The following is a 23045-nucleotide window of genomic DNA, read 5'->3' as shown; positions in this document are numbered from 1 at the left end:
GAACCGAATGCGCAATGTCGCGCGTTCGCACGGCGGCAAATGCTTGACGAAAGTCTACACAAAACTTTCAGACCGCTATCGCTTCCGGTGCGCGGAAGGTCATGAGTGGGAGACGGTTGGTCTTGAGGTCATGCGCGGTGCATGGTGCCGCATCTGTTCGAATCAGCAGAAGGTCCACGCGTATCGCCTCAAGGATGGGATGGCTCGCTTACGCGCGTGCGCCGCGAACCACGGCGGAAGCTGCCTTTCCCAAGTTTATGAAGGAAGCAAGGCAAACTATCGGTTTCGATGTAAGGCCGGTCACGAATGGGAAATGTTAGGTGCGCGGATCTTTCGTGGAGCATGGTGCACGGAGTGCCAGCATGAGGCGAAGCGATTTGGTATCGACCTCATGCGTCAGTTGGCAGCCGGTCACGGAGGGCGCTGCCTAACCAATTCCTACAGGAATACAACTACCCAACTGGAATGGGAGTGCGCACTAGGGCATCGCTGGTGGGCTTATCCAGGAGCAGTCGTTCGAGGTCATTGGTGCGCCGCCTGCAGTCACAATGCGGCCAAACTCGGTATCGACCTGATGCGTACGATCGCGGCCGAGCGCGGAGGAATGTGTGTCTCCACAAGCTACATGAATAGTGCGACAAAGCTGGAGTGGGAGTGCGCACGGGGCCATCGTTGGTTAGCTACGCCCAATTCTATCCGGCGCGGCCACTGGTGTGCTCGCTGCTATTTCGTCAGCATCACAACTACAGACAAGACGCGTCGAAAGCGGCGTCATGAGGTTGCCTAACGCCTGCGCCGATTTGATAGCCGGCGATGCGCTAAAATCCAGCGCAGATAGGCTGCGGTCAAACTCCGCATGTTGAATGAAAGAAATCGAGAGGGCTCATGGTCAAGGCTATCCTAGGCATTGTGATGGGGATCGGTTTTCTCATAATCGCGGCCTTCGTCGCGTGGTCGACTCACGAATTTCTCCAGACGGCGATTGCCGTACCCGGGGAAGTTGTCAGCCTGAATGCAGGCGGGAGCCATCCCCAGATCGAATTTGTCACCAAAGCAGGCCAGCGCGTCTCCTATCCGCAGGGAGGGATGATCTACGGCATGAAGGTCGGCGATAAAGTGACCGTGCTATATCAGGAGGACGCTCCTCTGCGATCCGCCACGATCGATCGATTCGGCGCAGTTTGGAATTGGACGTTGATGGCACTGATCTTCGGCGCCGGCTTCATTCTCTTCTCGCTGATGAACCTGCCATCCAGAAAATAAACGACTTGAGAGGGCCACGTGTCAATTTTCAGGCATAGCGACTGGACATACAAAACTGGCGCAACTGGTGGTGTCAGTCTCGAACTTGCCGTTGCTTCGGGCGGCACGATCGTCCTGGCGGATCCCGGCGGTCAACTGTTCGACTTCTATTACGGCGGTCTTGGGATCGGATATGGCCTTGGACTCCGAATCCCGAAGATCAAGTTGCCTAGGTTTTCGATACCTGAGATCAAGATTCCGAAGATCGCCGGGCACGAGGTCGGGGGCGCAGGTTCGCTCAAGTCCTTTGATAGCGCTGGCTTGATATACATGTTGCCGGCGTTTGACGGCAAAGAGCTCTCCAAGTCGGATTTTCAAGGGGCTACGGTCTATCTCGACGGAGGCGTCGGCGTCGGGTACGGCAAGGCAGGTACGGCCATGCTTCTTGGTATCAATCCCGCACAACTTGCGCTCGGATTATCGAGCCCCGCAATGATGTGGCTGGCAGAGAACGCAATTGCTCACGCGCGGGCCGCCCTGGTGATGGGCGGGACGACTGTGGGCCTCATAGCTGGAGGCGGCGCAGGCATTTTGGTCGGTTATCTGCATTAACTAGATCAGCGGCCGTGTTCCGATTCGCGCCGGACAGCGTCGAAGTTCGCGCCCCGTCTGCGAGGAGCAAATAACCAGCTCGATGTAGCTGTTCATCGCAGCATACGGGGCAAACAACCTGTCCAACATTCGCGCGAACAAGTGCAACGTGACGTCGCGCAATGCTGCCTCATCGAGAGAGACGACAATCTCGACACCGCGGACGAACGACGGGAACGCGCCATCGGGTGACATCCATCTGATCGCGGGGCGATGGTCCAGGTCGGTGATCGCATCGATGCTCCGTTGCGCGATGATGCTCGCGCGCGGCGCGTGCAGTCTTAGAAAGTCTTTAAATGCCTTCAGCCCCGTTTGCGTGAGATCGAACGGGTGCAACGACATGCCCGCAAGGATCCGCCACAATGCGTCGTGGCCGCGCGGCAGTGTGCTCGGCAAGGTCGGGCGCGTAAGCAATCTAATGGGGCACGCTAACGCCGCGCCCTCGTGCAGCAGGTCGCTGTCGCGTGCACCGATTGGCAACCGGGCGGGCAAATCTCCGTTGGTAGCCGTGACGTCGACATCGACTTGCGGATGTTTCAGTTGCGCAGAATGGCCCTCCAGTCCGACGAGTGATAGCAGCAGTGGCGCGCGCGTTGTTCCAGTTGCTGCGTACGGATCGCGAAACGCAGCCCAGTATGCAATCGCGGGATCAGGGGCGCGAGCATGGCTGAACGCCCGGTAAGGCAATACGTTCGTACGTACGTGGCGACTGGTCAATGGCGAGCCCCTCTCTTGTTCAGCCTCCAAGCGATCGCCTAAATGAACGGCATCGATCGAGTACACGTCGAGCGGGGAGCCGGTCTCCAGCGGCTCCGGTGTGACGGGGTATGCCCTATCAGCGCTTGTCAACTGGATCGGAATCGCATCTCGCTTGAACAGATTGACCACCGGTGTGCAGTACAACCGAAAGGACGAGGCATCGAGTTCAGTCAGTACCTGTGCTGCGGCGGATTCGGCTGGTGTGTCGAGGATTGCGAGATGCAACGTCAGTCGCTTTGCCGCTGGCGTGCGTGCGGCCCGCCGAATTCGTCCTAGATCGATGTCAACAAAGTCGAATTTTTCGGGGAACGCGAAGGACTCGATGAGCGTTTGGTACGCATCCGATGTAGTGGTCGATTCTTTCGGCAACAGGCATTCATTCTCGCCAAAACCTACCGATTCGATCGGTATCCTAGATAATGCCGCCCACCGGCCGCTCTCATCTACCTCAACAAATGCGGCGCCGGCACGTAGCAGCAAAGCATCGGTGAGCGCAGCAACGCACGGCCGATCACCGGACAGGTGAACACGAACTGTACCGGACGGGATTGCCTCATCGAATATCTCAGTCGGCGTCGCACTGGCGAACTCGATCGAGAGTATGCCTGTGACACTGGGCGGGAGTCGGACGGCCGCTGGGACGAGCGTGGCCGGAGCATAGCGCACCGAGTGAACTCGTAACGGGGACAACGTGACGTCATAGATAGTTTGAAACCGGTACGGTGCCGCGTTAGCATCGAGCAGCGTGCCGCGCGGCATCGTGAACGGCGTTGTCAACTGGCCGAAGAGATCTCTCGGATCAAACTGCGCGATCGCGCACGAAGGCACGGTGCGAAGATACTGTGGATACAGCATCTCCAGCAGCGATTCGGTGAATTCCGGATAGGTGTCCTCAAGCTTTGCATCGACACGCGCGGCCAACAATGCAAACGTCTGGATCATCCGGTCGACATGCAGATCGCCCTGCCCGTTTGCAACCCCGAGTCGGGCGCCGATCTTCGGATAGCGTCGTGCAAATTCCGTGACGCCACGTAGCAGCAAACCGACCTCGTATTCGTAGTGAGGCAACAGGTTATCCATTCACCTTTCCTACAGCTCCGTCCCCATATATGAGGTACAAGAAACACAAAACTTGATCTTTTCGGCGGCCGGCAGTTTAAAATCCACCGACGAATAATATCCTGCCACTCCGATGCAGGGTTCTGAGGGCGCCATGCAACTGTCAGATATTCCAAGTTTTTTTGGGCTACAGAGCAATCGGCTGTTCACCATCCAGACGCCTATGAAGGGCCGATCTGACTTGGTGCTTGTCGATTTTCACGGTACCGAAGGCTTATCTCAAAACTTCGAGTTCCACGTTCGGCTCGCCTCTCAAGACTCGAACATTGAACTGAAGAAGCTGATCGGTCAGCCTGTGACGATTACGTTACAGCTTACCGATGCGCTGGCGAGCTCGGAAGAACGGTATTTCCACGGCTACGTAGCCAACTTCACCCACCTCGACCACGACGGTAGCTTCACCGTTTACAGCGCGACACTCGTGCCATGGCTTTGGATGCTCTCGCGCAGTCGCGACATCCGGATTTTTCAGGAAGAGAATACCGAAGCAATTCTTTCAAAAGTCTTTCGAGACTACGGAAAGATCGCGTCGTTCGAGTTCCGGTTGTCTAAGGCGACCAAGAATCGCAGCTACTGCACGCAGTACCGTGAAACCGACTTGGAATTTGTCGAGCGCCTCATGCAAGAAGATGGCCTGTTCTTCTTCTTCGAGCACGCGAAAGACGGTCACAAGCTGATCATCTCGGATAACTCGATCGCGGCGAAGCCGATCAGCGGCCGCAGTCCGGTGTTGCAATACACCAAAGGCGAGGCGCTCGACAATCTGGCCGTCATCACGTCGTTCCAGGCGAGCCGGCAACTGGAATCCAACAGTATTGGGTTGAAGACGTTTGATTACAAAGCACCGCACGCCCGCCGGTTTGTTTCGGGCGGAACCGAAGTCAACCAGGGTGAAGTGCCGTCGTACGAAGTCTACGACTACCTGGGCGAACATGGGTTTGCGGACAGCGATCGCGGAGAAGCGTTGACGCGCTTCAGAACGCAGGCGCTTGCGGCACACAGCAAGGTCTTCATCGGAACGAGTACAAGCCGGCGGTTGGCGCCATGCCAATACTTCGAACTCGACGATCACTACGACCACAGCAATGCCAAACAGGAGGATCGACAGTTTCTGCTGACGACGATCACCCACAGCGGAACGAACAACTATCAGGCCGGAGAAGGCGCAGCGAACTACCAGTGCAGTTTCACCTGCATCCGCAAGAAGATTCCGTATCGGCCGGCGTTCACGATCGAGCGACCGTCGATCATCGGTCCGCAAACGGCCATCGTCGTCGGTCCCGACGGGGAGGAAATTTACACGGACAACCTGGGCCGTGTGAAGGTGCAGTTCCATTGGGATCGGCTGGGCAAGCGCGATCAAGGCAGTTCATGCTGGGTACGCGTCGGGCAACCGTGGGCCGGTCGCGGATTCGGGATGATCCAGATCCCGCGGATAGGTGACGAGGTGGTCGTAATTTTCCTCGACGGTAATCCGGATAGACCCCTGATCATCTCGAGCGTCTACAACTCCGCCAACATGCCTCCATGGGGATTGCCTGCGAATGCTACACAGAGCGGGATTCTCACGCGTTCGACCAAAACCGGCAACGTCAACACGGCCAACGCCATTCGCTTCGAGGACAAGAAGGGTTCGGAGGAAGTCTGGTTGCATGCTGAAAAAGATCAGCGCCTCGAGGTCGAGCACGACGAGTCGCATTGGGTTGGAAACGATCGAAAGAAGAACATCGATCACGATGAGACGGTGCATGTCGGCCATGACCGAACCGAGACGGTCGACAACAATGAGACCATCACGATCGGCGTGGATCGTACCGAACGCGTTGGCAGCAACGAGACTCTGACGGTTGGAGGTAACCGAAATGAGACGATCGAAGGTTTGCAGAATCTTCTGATCGCGCTCACCTCAACCGAGACGATCGGACTCGCCAAGGCGCTGACGATTGGCGCCGGCTACAACGTGGCCGTTGGCGGTGCAATGAATACGGTTGTCGGGCTCGCGCAGGCCGAAGAGGTTGGTCTTTCCAAGACAACGCTGGTTGGAAAGACCTGGACCATTACTGCTGGCGATCGGTTGGAAATCAAGGTGGGCAAAGCACATCTTGTGATGGATAGCGACGGGACGATTTCCATCAACGGCCACGAGATCAACGTTGGAAGCACTGGCGAGCAGCACTATAAGGCCGACGGTGAGATCAACATGAAAGGCAAAAAAATTCTGGGGAACTGATTATGAATACTCGCCTACCCGATTCCCTTCGTGTCGAGATTGAAGGTACGCTTTCCGAAAGTGCATCGAAACCGTTATCGACGAAACCGGACGATCTGCGGTTTGGCGTCGTGCTTGCACGAATTCGTGGCACCAGAGAGGACGGTCGAGTTCAGATCAGTTTCCTCTCGGCTGATCTGCCGGATGCGTGGGCGCAGTGTTTGTTCCCGCTTGACGAATCCTCAACAGATTGTACTTGTGTAGTGCAGTTCGTTGGTGGCGATATAACGCAGCCGATTGTTATGGGTTTGTTGCTAGAACCGACCTCGAGCGATAACGATGACGGCGCTACTGCAGTGGCTGGCAAACGGATCGTCATCGAAGCACAACAAGAAATCGAACTTCGCTGCGGTGATGCGCGGATCTTACTGACGCGCGACGGTATTGTTCAGATTCGCGGCACGTATGTCACCAGCCACGCGAGTGCGACGCAGCGCATTCGAGGTGGTTCGGTCCAGCTCAACTGACGCGACGAGGAGACGTCGCAGTGGACATCGTGAATGGAAGCAAGCACGTCTTAGTCGAGGTCTCTACTGCCCTCGATGTCGAGGGGCGTGAGCATCTGATTATCGTTGCGAAGGCCACATACGGCATACCTGCTAATGACCGAGCGGCTACGCCGATCAAAAGCCAACCGTTCGTTATGGCTGACATCTACGCCGGTGAACCTGGTCTATCAGCGTCACTCTATGAAGCGGACTTCGTGTTACGGAAACAGCGGTGCGACGTGCTGTTTAACGCCAACGCCTATGCATCTGGTCAGAGTCCCGTGACGCAATTGGATGTTCGAGTTCAAGTCGGCGCAATGAACAAGACGTTGCGTGTGTTTGGCGATCGCTTCTGGGAAAAGCGGCTGACCGGCATTAAACCGGGCAAGCCCGCACCCATCATGCGTGTGCCGTTGCACTATGGGAAGGCCTACGGCGGGGTTCAGATTGTCGAGGGCGATAACGGAACGCAATCGTTCACCCACAGAGGGAATCCAATAGGCATCGGGTATGGGCCATCGAGCAAAGAGATGGTCGGCGTTCCCATGCCGAATATCGAATCTGTTGACGACCCAGTTCAATCTCCAAAGAAGGATTACCCGCCTCGTGCACTGTCAGCAATCAGTCGATCCGATCCGAAGCGAGCCGCATATGCAGGAACATATGATGAGCGATGGCGCCGTGACGTCTTCCCGTTTCTGCCAGAAGATTTTGACGACCGCTACTACCAGTGCGCACCGGAGGACCAACAAATCGAATTTCCTCGGGGCGGTGAGACCGTGGAACTGCTCAATCTGATGCAAGGCAGGCCCCATGTTCGCTTCAAGCTCCCGAAGCTGAGTCAGATGCCAGTTCGAATTCTGGGAACTGACTATCAGGTACACGAACCAGAAGTGCATGTCGATACGCTGTATTTCGAACCAGACGAAGAGCGTTTCAGCGTCGTCTGGCGCACCAGCATTCCACTTCAACGCCGCATACAGGAGATTGATACGGTGGCCGTCGGACCAATCTGCAAAAACTGGTGGATGGCGAAAATCGGGGGCGCGGCTGGATGCACCGGGTGTGGCGGTAAACGCAGCACAAAATCGGCACCTGACGACTGTGAAGACGAGATCACGTTGGTCGAAAAATTATGATTCCTCTTTCGATTCAAGAAATCGGGATGTGCTGCGCAGTCGGCCATTCATCGCTATCGGCCAGTGCTGCGATCCGTGCGAACATCAATCACTTCCGGGAGACCCGCTTCGTCGGCTTTGATGGGGAACCGATTGTTGGTGCCTATCTGGACGGAATCGAAGAGTGGGGGCCTGCTCGACTGGCCAAGATGTTTCGCACTGTTGTCGAAGAATGCCGCACCAGTTCTGGCGTGCGCTGGTCACCCGAAACAACGGCACTGCTGTTGCTGGTGCCTGAACCAAGCCGCCCCGGGACCGACGATGACTGGCCCGATGAGATCTTGACCTCTTGTGCTCAGGAAACGGGCCTCTCTTTTAGCCGACTATCGCGAATCTTGCGTACCGGAAAGGCTGGAATTGGAGAGGCACTCTTGCTCGCGCACTCGTTGCTGAACGAGCAGCGGGTTGGGCATGTGATGGTCTTGGGCATTGACAGCTATCTGCACGCAGATGTTGTCGTCCAGCATCTCGAGGGTGAGCGAATTCTCTCAACTGAAAACCGCGACGGATATATTCCTGGCGAAGGAGCCGGCGCAGTTTTGTTAGGTCTAGACGATGGAGCTCCAGGGCGGCTGCTAATTACTGGCATCGGATGCGCTGAGGAGGACGCGCGGATTAGCCAGTTAGAGAAGCCAATTCGCGGCTTGGGGCTCAAGAGAGCGATCCGCGATGCAAGCCAAATGAGTGGTTTCGCTGTCAGTGAGTGTGCTTTCCATATGAGCGATATCAGTGGTGAGTCGTACTACTTCAGAGAAGCGTCGCTAGCGATCGCAGGTAGTTTGGAAATGAAGGTAGAGAGCTTCCCTCACTACACTCCGGCAAGCAGCCTTGGGGAAACAGGTGCTGCAGTCGGGCCGTTGTTGCTCGCTTACCTTAGTGCAATCTCCGGTCGCTGGGACAGTCCTGGCCATCGAGGTCTTCTTCACTTCAGCAATGACGACGGACGGCGGGCCGCCGTCATGGTCGAATATCGGCCGGATCCCTTCCACAAGAACAATGACGCGAGCTTTGTCGCATCAGGGGTAGGACGGTGAGCACGAACGTATATGTGAACAATCGCGAGGCCTGTTCGAAAGCGGCCAACGGCAAGTCCACGGCAGCGTTCCCGGACCCGTGCTGGAGTCCGCCGAATCCACCCGCCGGTCCTATCGTTGTGCCGTATCCAAACACGGCATACGCGAGAGATCTCGCAAACGGCACGAGTACGGTATTTATCTGTGGCTCAATGGTTGCACAGGCCGACACATCGTATTTTGCGAAAAGTATTGGTGACCAGGGGGCAACGGAATCGCTACCGAAAGGTGTTGCAACCGGCGCAATTGAAGGCAAGGCGTATTTTATTTCATGGTCGCATGATGTGATGTTTGAGGGTAAAGGGGTTCCTCGGCATGAAGATCTGATGACGCACAACCACGCTTCAGATCCAGGGAACACTCCGCCGCACATTTATATGGACAGCGATGCGATTCGACGCGATTGCTCTGGGGAGCTTAAGAAGGTTCAGGACGCTTGTAAAAAAACTGGCGATGATAAGGTACCGAAGCACGCCGTCTTGAACAAATTCCTGAGCCCGAAGACCCTGCAAAAACTTGATCAGCTTGAAGGCGATATCAAGAAAAAGCTCGAGAGCAATAGCGATACGGCTTGGATGGAGCATTGCACTGGGCTCTGGATCAAGCCTAGTGGCGGCGTCAAGGATGTGATCGACAAATTCAACAGCTTGCTGAAAGACATGACGTCCGACTTCAAGGACACTGTGAAGAACATGCTGACCCCCTTGGTCGACAAGGTGAAAGCCGAGGTTGAACAAAAAGTTGGACAGGCAGCTGCGAAGCGCGGAGCAGAACTCGGGGAGCGGGCACTGACGCGGTGGGGCGTAGGCGCTGTCGCGGGTGGTGGTATCTTCGATGAGGTAACTGAAATTGGTGCGACAGCATGGAACGCCTATGACTGGGCGAGTACCGCTTATCAGGGTTACCAGCTCAGCAAAGAGGCGTACAAGGCCGTTCAGGAAATCGGCGACATCAAGGATATGGTTGGACAGGCTTCGAAGGAACTTGAAGCGCTAGCTTCCGATGCAGCCAAGATGTCCCCGACACAGGCCATGGCCACCGGCATGGGCGTTCTGTCGCGCTTCAACGCATGCACGCGAGCACGCCGCTGTATCCTCGTTACCTATGACGAGACTAAAGCGCCGAAGAACCTAAACGGGAAAGGCTGTTGCCCAGGGCAAACGGGACACCACATCCTCCCTGATGAAATGACAAAGGGCGGGCGCTGCCCAGGATACGACAAGAACTCGGCACCGACGGTTTGCGTGGAAGGCACGAACAACAATAACGGTTCCCACGGCCTTATCCATAAGGCGATGGCTATCATGATCAAAGACCATACTTCTGGATTGTTCGGGAGCAACACACTGTCGTACGAAAAGGCGCGGGACTACGGCATTAGAAGCATTCGAGATACTTTTCCAGAGTCTCAGTGCAGTAGGAAGTGCCTGAAAACCCAGTTGGACTCGTACTATCGAAGTAAATGCAACCAGGACCTGCCTGCGGTTTCGGGAAGCTCCGGCGGTGGTGGGCAGGACGATAGCGCAACGGATACCGAAAAATGAACTCTGAAGGAAGCGGCATGATCACGGACCGGGAGTACAAGAACAGTCTGCATGGGTACTACATTACAGACTGTGTTGTCCGGAACCGAGACTACTTTCATTTCGCGGTGCGGAATGAGGCCGAAGGTGAGGACGCTAGTCCCTTGTCGGAAGAGAAAGTATCGAAGAAGATTGTCGGGTTCTATCTCGATGAGCCACTCGACAAGCGGATGGGGTCACGTGGCCTCACCGGGTTCGGCATGCTTCATGTCGGCGCGGCCAAACTGCCATCTGGGAAAGACCAGGTCGTTGCGGTCGACGACGGCGGGCAAGTATACGCAAGCGGCGGCGGACGGTCCGAAGTCGAAGCCGCCATTCCGATTAGTAAGGAAGGGCCTCGACGTGGTGGAATTCGACGCATCCGCATGATCGCGGGCCGGCTATATGCTGTCGGGGGATATAACACGGCATGCTTTAGAGCCAACGTCGGTGACTGGACATCTTTGTGCCTCAATCTGCCCATCCCCGATCCTGACAACGTCGACGCCGTCGAAGATGGAAGCTTCGCGGACATCGACGGGTTTTCGCACGACGATCTCTATGCTGTGGGCGGACGCGGCAATGCATGGCGCTTCACCGGTTCGAAATGGAAGCGCGTACCGTTGCCGACCAACATGCTGCTGACGTCCGTCTGCTGCACGCCGGATGGGAATGTATATATTGGAGCGCAGTCGGGAACGATCTTCAAAGGTCGCGAAGACACCTGGGTCATGATTCACCGTGGCGATATGACGTTGCCGTTCAAGGACATCGTGTGGCACGCAGGCAAGCTCTGGTGCACGTCCGATTACGGTGTGTGGAACATCGTCGACGACAAGGTCGTCGACGTCGAGCTACCGGCCGAAATCAAGGTATGCGCTGGTAATCTATCGGCCGCGGATGGAATGATGCTGATGGCAGGGGTACACGGCGCAGCGTATCACGACGGGATTGAATGGCGGCTGATCTTCAACCGCTTCGAGATGGATGAACGGGCCACTCGATAATGACGGTTCCTACGGTTGCAAGATCTCCTGTTATACGACCATTGCTGATGCGGCATGCACAGGATGCCGCGTTCTACTGGGCTCAGAGCGATAGCAGTTTATGTTCGCCGACAGTGTCGATCAAGAAATTGGCATCGTTTCATAGTCTGCTTGAGGCGAACCTCGATGGACTGCGTGTGGCGGGCGACGCCGGAATGCTGATGGCGCGCAGAGAGCTTGATCGCTGGAAATCCCAGGGCGACGCGTTCGTATACGGAGTGCTCTCGCTCGAGAGATACGCCGACAGCCAGTTTGAACCTGCGTGGGATTTGCTCGACGAGCATGCAGAGTCGACTGTATACGGGTTCAGTTGCGCGATCTCATGGGCGTCGCGTAAGGCGGTCTTCGCCCGACTCGAGCAATGGAAAGCGGCCGCTCACTCGCTTCCGTTGGCGCTATCGGTATTCGCGCGGCGGGAGCTTGCTTTGCCGATCGCCTCACCGGACGTGGCTCGATACTTCGATCATGAATCGCATTGGGTGCGGGTCGCGGCGTGCAATCTCGCAGCAGAACTCCCTGTTGCATCCGCTCGAGATTTCCTTCTTCGCGCACTCGATGATGACGACCTAGGCGTCCAAATCGCCGCTGCTGACGCTTTGTTGAAGTTTGGACGTGATACAAGAGTGAGGCAACGACTCGTCGACATGGTCGGGCGATGCAAGCTATTGGCTGAGGAGTGGCGCGGTTTGGCAAAGCAAATCGCACTTGCGCGACTGGACCGACTAGCCAGATACCTTGGGCATGCGGTGAACTGTGGCGACCATGAGGCCCGCGAAATATTTGAGGCGCTTCCCGCTGAACTAAAAATGCCGTTCGTCGCCCATCATGGTGATCCGGTGTTTGTCGACGATCTTGTCGCGCAGTTGTCCGAGAACAGATTGTCTGACACCGCATTTCAGGCGATGCATTTAATTACTGGCATCGATTTGGATGACAGCCAGTTTCTGGTTAGAACGACACCGATGCCCGATAAGGATTCGGACGAGGACTCCTTGCAGCAGCTTGATTCGGCGCGGTTGCAACCGGACCATAGCGCAATAACCGACTGGTGGGATAAAAACCGGGCTCACTTCAGGAGCGGAACTCCGTGGCTGGTAGGGTCGTCGGCTTTGAACCACGAACATATCGGCCGGATCTTTCATTTGGGATCGCAGTTGCAACGGTTCGCGGCTCAAATGCACGCGTTTTCGCATGGCATTTCGATTTCCAAGTTGGACATCCGAACACCCATGTGGCGGCAACCGGTGAATTCTGCTTAGCTGGTTGATCGGACCTATGGCGTCGCACGTGACTCTTCTACCGCATTTCGGAACTAGGATCAACATAGCTTGCTGCTCAAGTTCATAAAATCATCAGCCGGCACGACCGAGAGTTATCTCACTTTCTTAGCAGGCCGTTGAAATACCTCGGTCGGTCCTGCATGATGTAGGTTCCCGAGATCAAGGAAGAACAGGCCGATGCGAGGTGCGGGCGGTTGCAACGAATCGTTGTTCAGCACGGTGAGGCTAGAAGAATTTGTTCCGCAGACGCATCGCTGCGATCCTGACTGGCGCGAACGTCAACGATGTTACGCAGTTGCAGCCGCTGATCTACGCGATTCCATCGATTCGCGGCCTGCGCGGCCACCCGATTCAACGGCCTCGCGTGGTCTACGCCGATCGCGGATACGACTCCGAGCGGCATCGGCGAGCCCTGCGCAATCGCGGTATCCAGCCAGTGATCGCGAAGCGCCGGACCGGACACGGCAGCGGACTCGGCAAGTATCGTTGGGTGGTCGAACGCACTCCCTCCTGGCTCCACAGTTTTCGTCGCTTACGCACTCGCTTCGAGCGACGGGCTGACATTCACGAAGCATTCCTGAAACTCGGTTGCTCGCTTGTCTGTTGGAACATCTTCAGGCGTATCGAGCAGCCCTTTTTGAACTAGCCTCTTAGAAGTTTCCGACTAATAGCCTCGTTCTCGGGACTTCCAGTATTCTTTCGGGAACTTCAGTGGGATCGCGATGGCAAAGGTACGAAAGGCGTTCGACAGCGTGCGGGCATCTCGGGATGGCCATGAATTCCATGAAGCTTGGGTAGCACGTAAATGTCTGGGACTGTTATTGCCCAGAGACGATCTTGTCGGTATCGCCATCGAAGGATTTGGCACAGAAGATCAGAAGCTTGTCACTGCCGAGGCCAATGAAATTGCCGATGCGGTGCTGTACTTTGGTCGGCGCGCGACGTTCTCCGAAGCGAGGCAGGTCGTAGTCGTACAGGTGAAGTATTCCAAGGCTGCGGAACTTAAGCCTTTCCGTGCTTCCGATGCCAAGAAGACTTTGGATAAATTCGCGGGAATCTATCGCGCGCACAAGCGCAACCATGGCACCGAGACAGCGCGCGACAAGCTTCGCTTCGAGCTGGTTACGAATCGCCCGATCGCAGCAGTCTTCACCGACGCGCTGCTTGGTCTGGCTCGAGGCAACCTACTCGACGGTGAGACGAAAGAACAGGCAACTCAAATCACAGCTGCTTGCAAGCTGAGAGGCAAGGATCTCGCTGAGTTCGCGGCGCGCGTCGTGATGGTCGGTTTGACCGGCGATCTGCGGTCCAACAAGGAGCAGCTGGCCATCACGCTGGCTGATTGGTCACCGGCACGTGATCACATGGCGGCCATTCGCCTCAATAGCATACGAGAGATGGCGCGAGATAAGGCTGGGCTCGCGAAGCAGCACCGCAACGTAATCGCACGCACCGATGTCTTCGCTGCGCTTCAACTTTCCGATGACCGTGACCTGCTACCTTGTCCGGCAAGCTTTCCGGAGGTGGGTGCGATCGTGGATCGCGTGCAATTGGACGATGCCATCGCTCGGATCCCCCGACTCACCAAGCCATTGGTCATCCACGCTGAAGGTGGCGTTGGCAAGACTGTCTTCATGACCTCCCTAGCGTCCCGACTGTCGTCGTCGCACGAGACAGTGTTGTTCGACTGCTTCGGCATGGGGCAATACCGCGCGCCTGACGATGCCAGACACTTGCCCGGACGAGGACTCGTCCACATTGCCAATGACTTGGCTTGCCGCGGCTTGTGCGATCCGCTACTACCCTCGACGAGCAACAGCGAAGACATTGTTCGTGCGTTTCGCGTGCGCTTAGAGCAGGTGGTCGCCACACTACGCCTCGGCTCGGCCGACCGGCAACTAATCTTGTTCTTGGACGCGATCGACAACGCGAACGAACTCGCACGTGATCGTGGCCAGGATGCTTTTCCGAAGCTACTGCTCCAAAGCCTGGAACACGGGATACTAATTCCGGGCCTGCAGGTGGTGGTCAGCGCACGCAGCCATCGACGCCAAGCTGCGACAGGCGGTGCGTCCTGCGAAGAACTGGAGCTTCGGCCGTTTACGGAGCCCGAAACGCATACGTTTTTGGGTTCCCGTATTTCGAAACTGACAGAAGCGATGGTGCAGGTCGCTCAATCCCGCTCGCTGGGAAACGCACGTGTCCTCGAGCACTTAGCCAAGGAGCCTGACCTACTTGCGCCGTCTGAGATCGGGAAGTTCATTGAGCTCGACGACTTGATCCGACAGCGCATCTCGGATGCGCTGGTCGAGGCGAGGAGGTTGGGCAACACCGACGCGAACATTCGAGCGTTTCTCGCGGGCTTGGCTACGCTGCCGCCACCAGTACCTCTTAAAGAGTTTGCTCAGGTCAATGGCATGCCTGAGGGCGCCGTAAGGAGCTTCGCTGCCGACTTGGCCCCCTTGCTTGAACAAACGAGCCATGGGCTGATGTTCCGTGACGAGCCAACGGAGACTTTGATTAGGCACGATTACGCCGCCGATGCAACGACGTTGCGTATCCTGGCGGACAATCTTCTCGCGATGCAGTCGACTTCGGTCTACGCGGCCACGACCTTGCCGGAACTGCTCCTGCAGTTGTCGGATGGCGATCGCCTGTTTCAACTGGCGTTTGACGAAAGGTTGCCGACAGCGATCACCAGCAAGGTTGGGCAGCAAGCGATCCGCCACGCGCGCTTGAGGGCGGCGGTCGGACACTCGGTTCGTGAGAGCGAACTCGATCATCTGGTGCCGTTGTTGGTTGAAATGTCTACGCTGGCTTCGGTAGATCAGCGCGGGACCCAGTACCTGCTGGATCATCCTGATCTCGTCGTGACCGCGCGGGATATCGACTCATTGCGACGCCTGTTCGAAGCTCGGACCAAGTGGGCAGGGTCTCGCCATGCACGCCTCGCTATTGCTCACGCGCTTATGGGCGAGAGCGCTGACGCCGTCCGACATGCGCAATGGGTCTCCGAGTGGCGCGCGCACTACTATCAGCAAAAACCCGACCATTTTCAGGACCGTGCCAGTCCGACGGTTATGGATATGGCGGCAATCCCGTTTTGCCATTTAGCGAACGGCAACGGTGAGGCGGCGGCGCATGACTTAGAGGGGTGGATTGACTGGTACGCCTATGATGTCGCGAAGGCGACGTTTGAAATGGCGAGTCGCCCCGAATCTAGGCTCCTCTTCGCCCCCGATGTTATGGACCGGTACTTGGCCAGCCTGAACACGTTCGGGCCGCTGGCGGCGGCCGTTCGGTACGCGACTAGCGACGAGAATCGTAGGCGTGACCTCATCGTCACTCTGGCTAGAGTGTGCGCTAACGAGAAAGCGGTCGATCTGGGCAAAGACCACCATCGAACCGGCCAACCGGCAATCGTTCGAGGCCTTCTCGAGGCTGCAGCGGCCGCCATCGCGCTGGAAATGCCAGTGGAGGCCAAGGCAATTGTTGATGCGTTGCCTCCTGTGCCGCCGACATTGCACTCCTTTCGGGAGCCCCATTGGGCCGGTGAGGTCTACCCGTTTGTGGCGCGGCAGGTTATCGGGTGTATCGCGGACGGTGAGCCGATCGATGATCGGCACTTGCTACCACGCGAACTGATCGAATTTGCTCAAAAAGTTCCGGCCGACACCCGCGGAAGCGAATTCCGCAAAGCACTTCAAGCAGTGCTCGAATCGGAATACCGAGCGAAGGGCGAGTCGCCTGATGCCAAAGAACGGATCAGCTACGATGACAAGACGTCGGCGGAGCGCTTCCTCGATCAACACCTGTCGACTTGGGTGAAAGTCGCGAATGCGTTCGCACAGGCCTTGGGTAGTGGACACGGTCGTGCTGCGGCCACCCTGTCGCCACTGACGAGTTTGTGGAAACAGCTCCGCGTCAAGGAAGACCATTACTCCGGTAGCAAGAATACCCAGCGACAGCACAACGCGGTTGGGGAGCGTCTATTGACCCTCGCGCTCGTTGCAAACCTCGACGCGAACCCATCGGAACTCTCGACGTTCGTTACCGCTGCCGCCGAACCCGGGACAACGCCGGTGCCGAAGATCATTGAGCTGGTGGAACTGCTGGCCGCTCGCCCGGCCTTCCAGGCATTGGCCGGTGCGCTTGCTGTCAAAGTGAGCACCGCGATAGAACAGGAAAATGAAGTGGGAGCGCGCGCGGAGCATTTTGCCCGCCTCGGCCAGGCCTTGGCTGTGGCAAGTCCCTCCGAGGCGGTTGAGTACTTCAGGCGGGGCCTGGATCAGTTGGACGCAATCGGCTCCGGTGATTACCGATTCGTGGACGGACTGATGCACCTCGCCAGCACGCTGAAAGGCGACCATATTGACGATCGAGATAGTCACGCCTTGTCCAACATCTGCGAACTCAATCTTGGGGAGGAGCGGAAGTTCCACTGGGGCATGTTTGGAAATGCGATGTCTAGGGCGTCTGGGCTGAAAGGTTTGGCGAAACTGGCGCGGTGGCAAGACCGCGATCGAATTTCGCTCGATTACACTTTGCTGCCCTATCTGCGAGCTTTAGTCGAAGATGACCAGCTCGATCCTGACCTCGCCGTGATTTTGCTGCGACTTTCCAACCCTGCCGAGCTCTATGTCTGTGGCACCGAGCAGTTGGTTGCCACGCTCGAGACCAAGGTCTATAGGCACCAAGTGCTCCTGGTGCGCGAACTCGTTGCTCAGTATCTGCAGAATAATCCAGGCTCGTTGAGCTCTGAAACCCCACGCGTTCTCGCACAGTTCGCAAAGAATGTGTTGGGCGAAAATTCGCGGGAATGCGGTTACCTTTTGGCTGCAGCTGAAAGGATCGAGGTGGCGTGTGACGACTACAACACGCTCAATAACTGGCGTCCATCCGAACCCAGGCACAGTGCAGTCGAACGGCAGAGCGAGGAAGCAGCAGCTCGGACTGCTGTCTTGGCCCTCGCGGCCGATCTGAACCCACTCGATGACGTTTCGGTGGCTCGCGCGCTCGACGCGGCCTGTGCCGTGCGAATTGGGATGAGATTCTCGCGTGACGTACTTGATGTGCTGAGGGCGAAAGTCGCATTTTCGGACTGGCCGCAGTACATCAAGCTCATCGCACGTCAAGGTTTGCTCGATCTATACGACAAGGAATATGAACTTCGGCAGTGCAAGGAGCAGTGGTCTGGCGCATCTTTGGCTGTAAGTAAGGCATTGCGGGACTGCGCTGAAATCATCGTATGCGAAAACGCGCTCGAGTTCATCTCGTCGGACTATTTGTCGACGTATCACGTCAAGGCGTTTCAGGATGTCTGTGGCGTTGATCGCTGCACGCTGTTGATGTTTCTGATTCGAGAGCTATCGCATCCGAAATCCCCCGTTCCTGCATCCGTATGGCTCAATTTTGCTGCGGAGTTCAACGAGCTGGCGATGCCGGGCGTGGGTCAGACGGCGCTGACTCGTCTGCTCCAAAGCGGTCCGGCGAAGCTTGCTTCCAGTGCCGAGGATGGTCCTTGGAAGCCAGAGCTGTATTCGAACGGCGACCCTGTCGAAACGACGGCTGGGTTGATCTGGTTTGTGTTGGGTTCTCCGGTGGGCGAGCGACGATGGATGGCAGCCCACAGTTTGCGTACCGCGATTCGGTTAAGTCGTGCTGACGTACTGGACGCTGTCATCACGCACTTCGATCGACGTTGTTCTCCCTGTTTTCAGGCGCCCGAACTGCCGTTCTACTATTTGCACGCACAGCTTTGGCTTTTGATCGCCATGGCTCGGATCGCTCTGGAAGCGCCTGCTGAGATCGCACGGCACAGCACATTTTTGGAGAAGATCGCCTTTGATCCATTGGACAAACATGTGCTTCGCAAGCACTTCGCCGCTCGGGCGCTGAACGCGTGCGTGCAACGCGGAGAGATTACGCTGTCAAAATCCAAGATGAAGGTATTGGACGCGGTCAATTGTTCCCCTTATCCGTTCAAGCGGTCGAAGGACTATGTAGGCAATTCATATCGGCGATCGCGGCCCGAAGGTGTCGACAGACCCAAGCCGGAGTTACATCTGGACTATGATTTCGACAAAGACGACGTCGCGCACATGGCCAACCTATTCAGACATCCGCATTGGGAAACGGTGGATGCCGTGACTGTTTGGGTGCGTCGACATGACGCCGGCATCACGCACATGCACGAAACAAAGGGCAGATTGCAGTCTGGTCGTGACTACGTCAGAGGCATCAACCCCGACTATCACACGTACGGAGAGCAGCTATGCTGGCATGCGTTGTATGGCGTCGCTGGCGATCTACTCGCTGGGCACCCTGTCGTGCGCGGACCGTACGACGACAACGATCCGTGGGGAAAATGGCTTGGGCGTCAGGTTCTAACGCATGCGGACGGCCTATGGTTGGCAGATGGCACGGATTGGCAGCCCGTCGATACGTGGAACACGCTGCGTGTCGCGGGTCAGAAGGGTGTCGAACTGACAAGTGATTCAGCGACATTGCAGGCGTTGCTCGGGATCGAGTCGGCAGTTGGCGACTGGTTAGTTGTGGACGGAGACTGGAATTCAACGGAGGGCATTGGTATCTGCGTGATGTCTGCTTTAGCGCCACGCGGTGAGAGTGTCGCCTTGGCCGAGGCCGTCGCCGCGGCAGATCCCTTTCAAGCCTATTTTCCGCGACTTCGACCGTATGAGGACGACGATGCTTCCGAGGCGCAGCGGAACGCGCCATACTTGCCGTGGATCGTGGTTCCAGATGATGATGCTCGGCTGGATGAGGCCGATTCGCTGGGCGCGTCGACGGCCGCCTCGCGTCGACGACTGAGCCAGGCAGCCATCGGCTTTGGGCAGCTTACATCGACCGATGCGTTTGGCCGTGCGTGGGTGAACCCATCACGCGAGGTGTTGGTGCGCTCTGAAGTGTGGATGGACTCTAGCCACAGGCGAGAACGCCGAGCTATGGGAGCACGACTCCTCTGCCGCGCATCCTTAGTTCACGACTATCTCGCTGCGAACGACGCGGATCTTCTCTTGTTGGTTCGCTTACGGAGCTATAACGAAGGTTATGGTCGCGAGCGCTCTCGCTACTGGCACACCACCGGGGTCGTGCGCGTGACTCCGTCGCTAGCGGTCAGTTTCCACCCAGGCCGAACCAACGAACTGCACGAATCGGAATACTAGCGGTGCATGATTTAACTCGCTGGCAGGTGTTGCCAGGCTGACAAAACTCCGCTTCACGCGCATAGCGAAAGTGCTAGCGCGGCAGAGTGTCCGCCGTTGCTGATAGCTGCTTGATATAAGTGCCCGTTCATCCAGCGGGTGTCTAAAGAGGTGGGGCGGAAAACTTACTGTGGAACGACGTCCAAGCCAGTAAGTCCCGCTCCCTGTTTTCTGTCACCGCATCTAAGGCTGATGCAGTGGTCAAGTATTATGAAAATCATAAAGGCACTTAATCTCTTGGTTACTTGCCAAATATAATCAAGCGCCAGTGCGCTATACTTTATAAGTATGGCTATGCCTTGGGGCGCACTTCTTTATCAGGACTCGATTTTGTTTCAGATGTCTTGCTCTCTGGAAGTGATGCCACAGCGACATTTTTCATCCACGCTGGCCATTGAGCAACGTCCTTCTTTGAAGCTTCAAATTGCGCCAGAAACTTGGCCATCTGCTCATTGTTCATATGATCGCCTCTTTCAGTCGATTGACGCAGTACTGTCTATAATTATATCCTCTACCAGGATATATGTCAAAACAAATCGCTTCAGCTTGGGTTGTTTTGCAATTTCGTCTCTGTCTAAAATCTGACCTTTTGCATTCTTTCTGTCCGTTGTCATTGTAAATAGCTCCATGTATCGCCGGGGAGCTACTCCAGAAAAGGCGCGAAAAGATGCTTTGCTACGTGGTAATTCACTTGGTTCGATGAAAATTGAATCGTCGTAAAGTTCGGCAGTTCGGCTTTTGTCGTAAGGTTCGATGAATACGACTTCAGATAATCCACTCGATAGAATATGTCTTGCGCAGATGTGGCATGGAAACGTTGTGCAGAAAAGTCTATTTCCGGATAGGGGAATTCCATTTCTTGCTGCTTGAGTAATTGCTGCCATTTCGGCATGAACCGCTCGGCCAAATTCTATTACATCAAAGAGCTTGGAATTTTTTAGATAATTTCCATTGCCGGTTAGACTTTCGTTGGTTAACTCAATGTCGCTCTTTGTTTCTGCTTCGTTGGAAAGCCATTTAGCTTCGCGAAGCTTTGAAAAAATCTCCTCGATTAATTCGCGCTTGATGGTCACATTTGAGTCATGCCCTAACTCGAAGTCCCGTGTGCATTGGCTGTCTTCTTCCCAATAAAGGCCGCCTCCGAATTTCGGAACTTCATTGCAACCAGTGGACAGCAAATCACCGTCTCTCGAAATTACTGCTGCCCCAACTTGTCGCGATAAATCTAGCGACCGTAGGGCGGCCGCTTGGGCAAAAAACATTCCTTGTTCGTCGCGGGTAGGAGAAATGTATGGATCGCCGAAGATGAGGCGGATTAATCTGCGAATATTTTCATCAATCCCTGCCGCTGAGCCACTTGTTATAAAATAATCAGCAATTGGGAATGTCGCCCCAACGCTTTGGCCATATTTTTTTCCGTCTTCTTCTGCATAGTCTCGATTGATGAGCTCGACAGCATACTCTTCAGCTTTTGTGCGAATCTGGGGCGATTTGGCGAATTTTCGCTCCATGTGTTTGATGCGTGCGGCTCGAGGAGAATAGACGGAAATGAGTGTAAAAGCTTTTCCGTAAACATCACGATAAAGTTCAACTTCTTCGGGTCTTTTGAACGAGCGGATTATATAGGCAACTCGGGGTGCGGGTTGCTGACGATCACCCGTTTTTTCTTCCCGTGTTGCTCGTATTTTCGCGATTCCGAGTCGACCAACTATGTCAGCTTGCTGAGTTTTACTTCGTAAATCTGTACCTAGGGACATCAACTTACTGATGCGGTCGTATTCATTGCTGGGGTTAAATTTTTCCTTTATGAAGCTTGGAATGAGGTCGCTAAGCGAAATGACGACAGGCTCATAATCAACTGCCATCAGCTGAGATTTGAGTGAGTTGCATACGGCAGTCAAATCGACACCGGTTGGACCAACTAACCCAAATACTAACTCGATGTCATTCGTCGGATTTGATCGCTTTTCGGCTTGGCCGATAGCGACGAGTTCATGATTTGTCCCCGTTTTTTGATTTTTCTTCATCTCTTTTTGCTCGCTTCCATGGTCAAGGTCGGCGCTCGCTCGGTATTTAGATGATCATGGCGTCATCTTGAGGAATTTCTTAATAGGTGACTTCCCGAGATGCCGATGGCCGATGCCAAGATCTGAGCGCGACTGGGTGATCGTGAATCTGCTCCTGGAGGAGGTCGGTGTCGGCAGATGCATCGAAGCGGTAAGGGGTACTAGGGCCCTTGATTGCTTTTTTGTTGACGACTGTTAGGGACTGTTGGCGCAGTGTGGGGCCGACAGTAAAGAAAGGATGCCGACAGTATTTTCGTTCTTGACCCGCTATTGGCAGATTCGCTCTATGGCGCGCGGCATGCTTCACTCAACGGGGATGCGTAAAATGCCAGTGACCTTAGCTCGGACCACTACTTGGGAGCCTTGTGCAAACTGGTCTCGCGGGACATCGTTGCGAGGAAGTCCAGCATAGCGAATTGGCCCGGGCGTATCGGTTCATCATTCGAGCGATTGCACCCTCAGCTTATCCGGCCCCACTAATTTCGAGAGATCTTATATAGGGCAGCAGATCTTCCGTACGCCCTTCCGACACAAGCTGTTCAGCAGTCTTGTAGTCAAAGGGTGGCAGCGGTTCATTGCGAAACCAGAAGAGCGTGCTCTGCACGTCGCCGGAGATATCGGTTGCTGCCCGAATGGTCCGAAGCGCCTCTCGAAGGAACTTCTGCACGCTCTCCGAGCCCGCCAAGCGGCTCACCGTGTTGCGGTGTACATGGGCCAGCCGCGCGAGCGTCTGCATATCGATGTGCAAGGCGACAGCGAAACGCCTTGCCGAGATGATCGGAGCGATGCTCGTCGGTTCTCTCAATGACGCCATGAATTGGGCGAGATCGCTGGAACTGCCGGTAATGTCGGATTCCATGGTGGCGTCCAGTTGCACACTATATGCACATTTATAGCACATGTGCACCCACTTCGGCCTGCATATCTCAACCTGGCAGGGCAAGGAAAGCACGGATGCGGCTCAGAGGAGTCGATTCGACCTTGTCGGCAACGTTGAGATTGCGCGGCCCAATATCAGCGCAAGTTTTTGATTTTTATTGGATTTTTGAATGCCTTTCGTACAGAGTTCAACTTTTCTGCGAATTC

14 protein-coding genes and 1 pseudogene are annotated in these 23045 nt (G+C 55.8%); 11 read left to right on the top strand and 4 right to left on the bottom strand.

The window, feature by feature from the left end; translation table 11 throughout:
- Positions 1-885: 885 nt before the first annotated feature.
- Both WS96_RS17095 and WS96_RS17090 read left to right on the top strand, forming a co-directional pair.
- Entirely contained in the window at positions 886-1263 is a 378-nt protein-coding gene (locus tag WS96_RS17095) for a DUF3592 domain-containing protein (RefSeq protein WP_059834025.1), read from the top strand.
- A gap of 18 nt (positions 1264-1281) precedes the next feature.
- A complete protein-coding gene (locus tag WS96_RS17090; RefSeq protein ID WP_059834023.1) occupies positions 1282-1854 on the top strand; it encodes a hypothetical protein in 573 nt (190 codons plus the stop codon).
- On the opposite strand, the gene tssF is transcribed toward WS96_RS17090, so the two are convergent.
- Positions 1855-3732, bottom strand: coding sequence for a type VI secretion system baseplate subunit TssF (tssF, locus tag WS96_RS17085; protein ID WP_059834020.1), 1878 nt, complete (start codon positions 3730-3732; stop codon positions 1855-1857).
- A 133-nt stretch (positions 3733-3865) separates the two neighbouring features.
- Between tssF and WS96_RS17080 the strand changes: the two genes are divergently transcribed.
- The 9 genes and pseudogenes from WS96_RS17080 to WS96_RS17055 all read left to right on the top strand — a co-directional run bounded on the left by WS96_RS17080 (position 3866) and on the right by WS96_RS17055 (position 19854).
- Positions 3866-6001: a type VI secretion system Vgr family protein gene (locus WS96_RS17080; protein ID WP_059834513.1), complete on the top strand. Its 2136-nt coding sequence runs from the start codon at positions 3866-3868 to the stop codon at positions 5999-6001.
- 2 nt (positions 6002-6003) lie between these two features.
- Positions 6004-6507 carry a DUF6484 domain-containing protein gene (locus WS96_RS33710; protein WP_156443650.1) on the top strand — a complete coding sequence of 168 codons (504 nt, stop codon included), beginning with the start codon at positions 6004-6006 and terminating at the stop codon, positions 6505-6507.
- A gap of 20 nt (positions 6508-6527) precedes the next feature.
- Complete coding sequence (locus WS96_RS32515) at positions 6528-7667, top strand: DUF2169 family type VI secretion system accessory protein (protein ID WP_082720278.1); 1140 nt, start codon at positions 6528-6530, stop codon at positions 7665-7667.
- Complete coding sequence (locus tag WS96_RS33705; RefSeq protein WP_156443649.1) at positions 7664-8740, top strand: hypothetical protein; 1077 nt, start codon at positions 7664-7666, stop codon at positions 8738-8740. The genes WS96_RS32515 and WS96_RS33705 overlap by 4 nt, the downstream gene beginning before the upstream one ends.
- A 14-nt stretch (positions 8741-8754) precedes the next feature.
- On the top strand, positions 8755-10323 hold the full coding sequence (locus WS96_RS17070; protein WP_257128010.1) for a PAAR-like domain-containing protein: 1569 nt from the start codon (positions 8755-8757) through the stop codon (positions 10321-10323).
- Complete coding sequence (locus tag WS96_RS17065; protein WP_218920984.1) at positions 10320-11348, top strand: WD40/YVTN/BNR-like repeat-containing protein; 1029 nt, start codon at positions 10320-10322, stop codon at positions 11346-11348. The genes WS96_RS17070 and WS96_RS17065 overlap by 4 nt, the downstream gene beginning before the upstream one ends.
- A 47-nt stretch (positions 11349-11395) precedes the next feature.
- On the top strand, positions 11396-12646 hold the full coding sequence (locus WS96_RS17060; protein WP_156443648.1) for a HEAT repeat domain-containing protein: 1251 nt from the start codon (positions 11396-11398) through the stop codon (positions 12644-12646).
- 271 nt (positions 12647-12917) lie between these two features.
- Positions 12918-13313 (top strand): annotated as a pseudogene (locus tag WS96_RS32510) (IS5 family transposase); the annotation flags it as partial.
- A 76-nt stretch (positions 13314-13389) separates the two neighbouring features.
- Positions 13390-19854 carry an NACHT domain-containing protein gene (locus WS96_RS17055; protein WP_059834010.1) on the top strand — a complete coding sequence of 2155 codons (6465 nt, stop codon included), beginning with the start codon at positions 13390-13392 and terminating at the stop codon, positions 19852-19854.
- Positions 19855-20185: 331 nt separating this feature from the next.
- On the opposite strand, the gene WS96_RS33700 is transcribed toward WS96_RS17055, so the two are convergent.
- The 3 genes from WS96_RS33700 to WS96_RS17045 form a co-directional block, all read right to left on the bottom strand.
- Positions 20186-20353: a hypothetical protein gene (locus WS96_RS33700; RefSeq protein ID WP_156443647.1), complete on the bottom strand. Its 168-nt coding sequence runs from the start codon at positions 20351-20353 to the stop codon at positions 20186-20188.
- Between the two features lie 13 nt (positions 20354-20366).
- Positions 20367-21920, bottom strand: a complete 1554-nt coding sequence (locus WS96_RS32505; RefSeq protein WP_082720276.1) for an anti-phage dCTP deaminase — start codon at positions 21918-21920, stop codon at positions 20367-20369.
- Positions 21921-22422: 502 nt separating this feature from the next.
- Positions 22423-22818, bottom strand: coding sequence for a hypothetical protein (locus tag WS96_RS17045; protein WP_059834511.1), 396 nt, complete (start codon positions 22816-22818; stop codon positions 22423-22425).
- Positions 22819-23045: the final 227 nt, after the last annotated feature.

Source organism: Burkholderia sp. MSMB1835 (assembly GCF_001526365.1).
In the GTDB taxonomy this organism is placed as follows: domain Bacteria; phylum Pseudomonadota; class Gammaproteobacteria; order Burkholderiales; family Burkholderiaceae; genus Burkholderia.
This window is presented reverse-complemented; position numbering and strand designations above follow the sequence as displayed.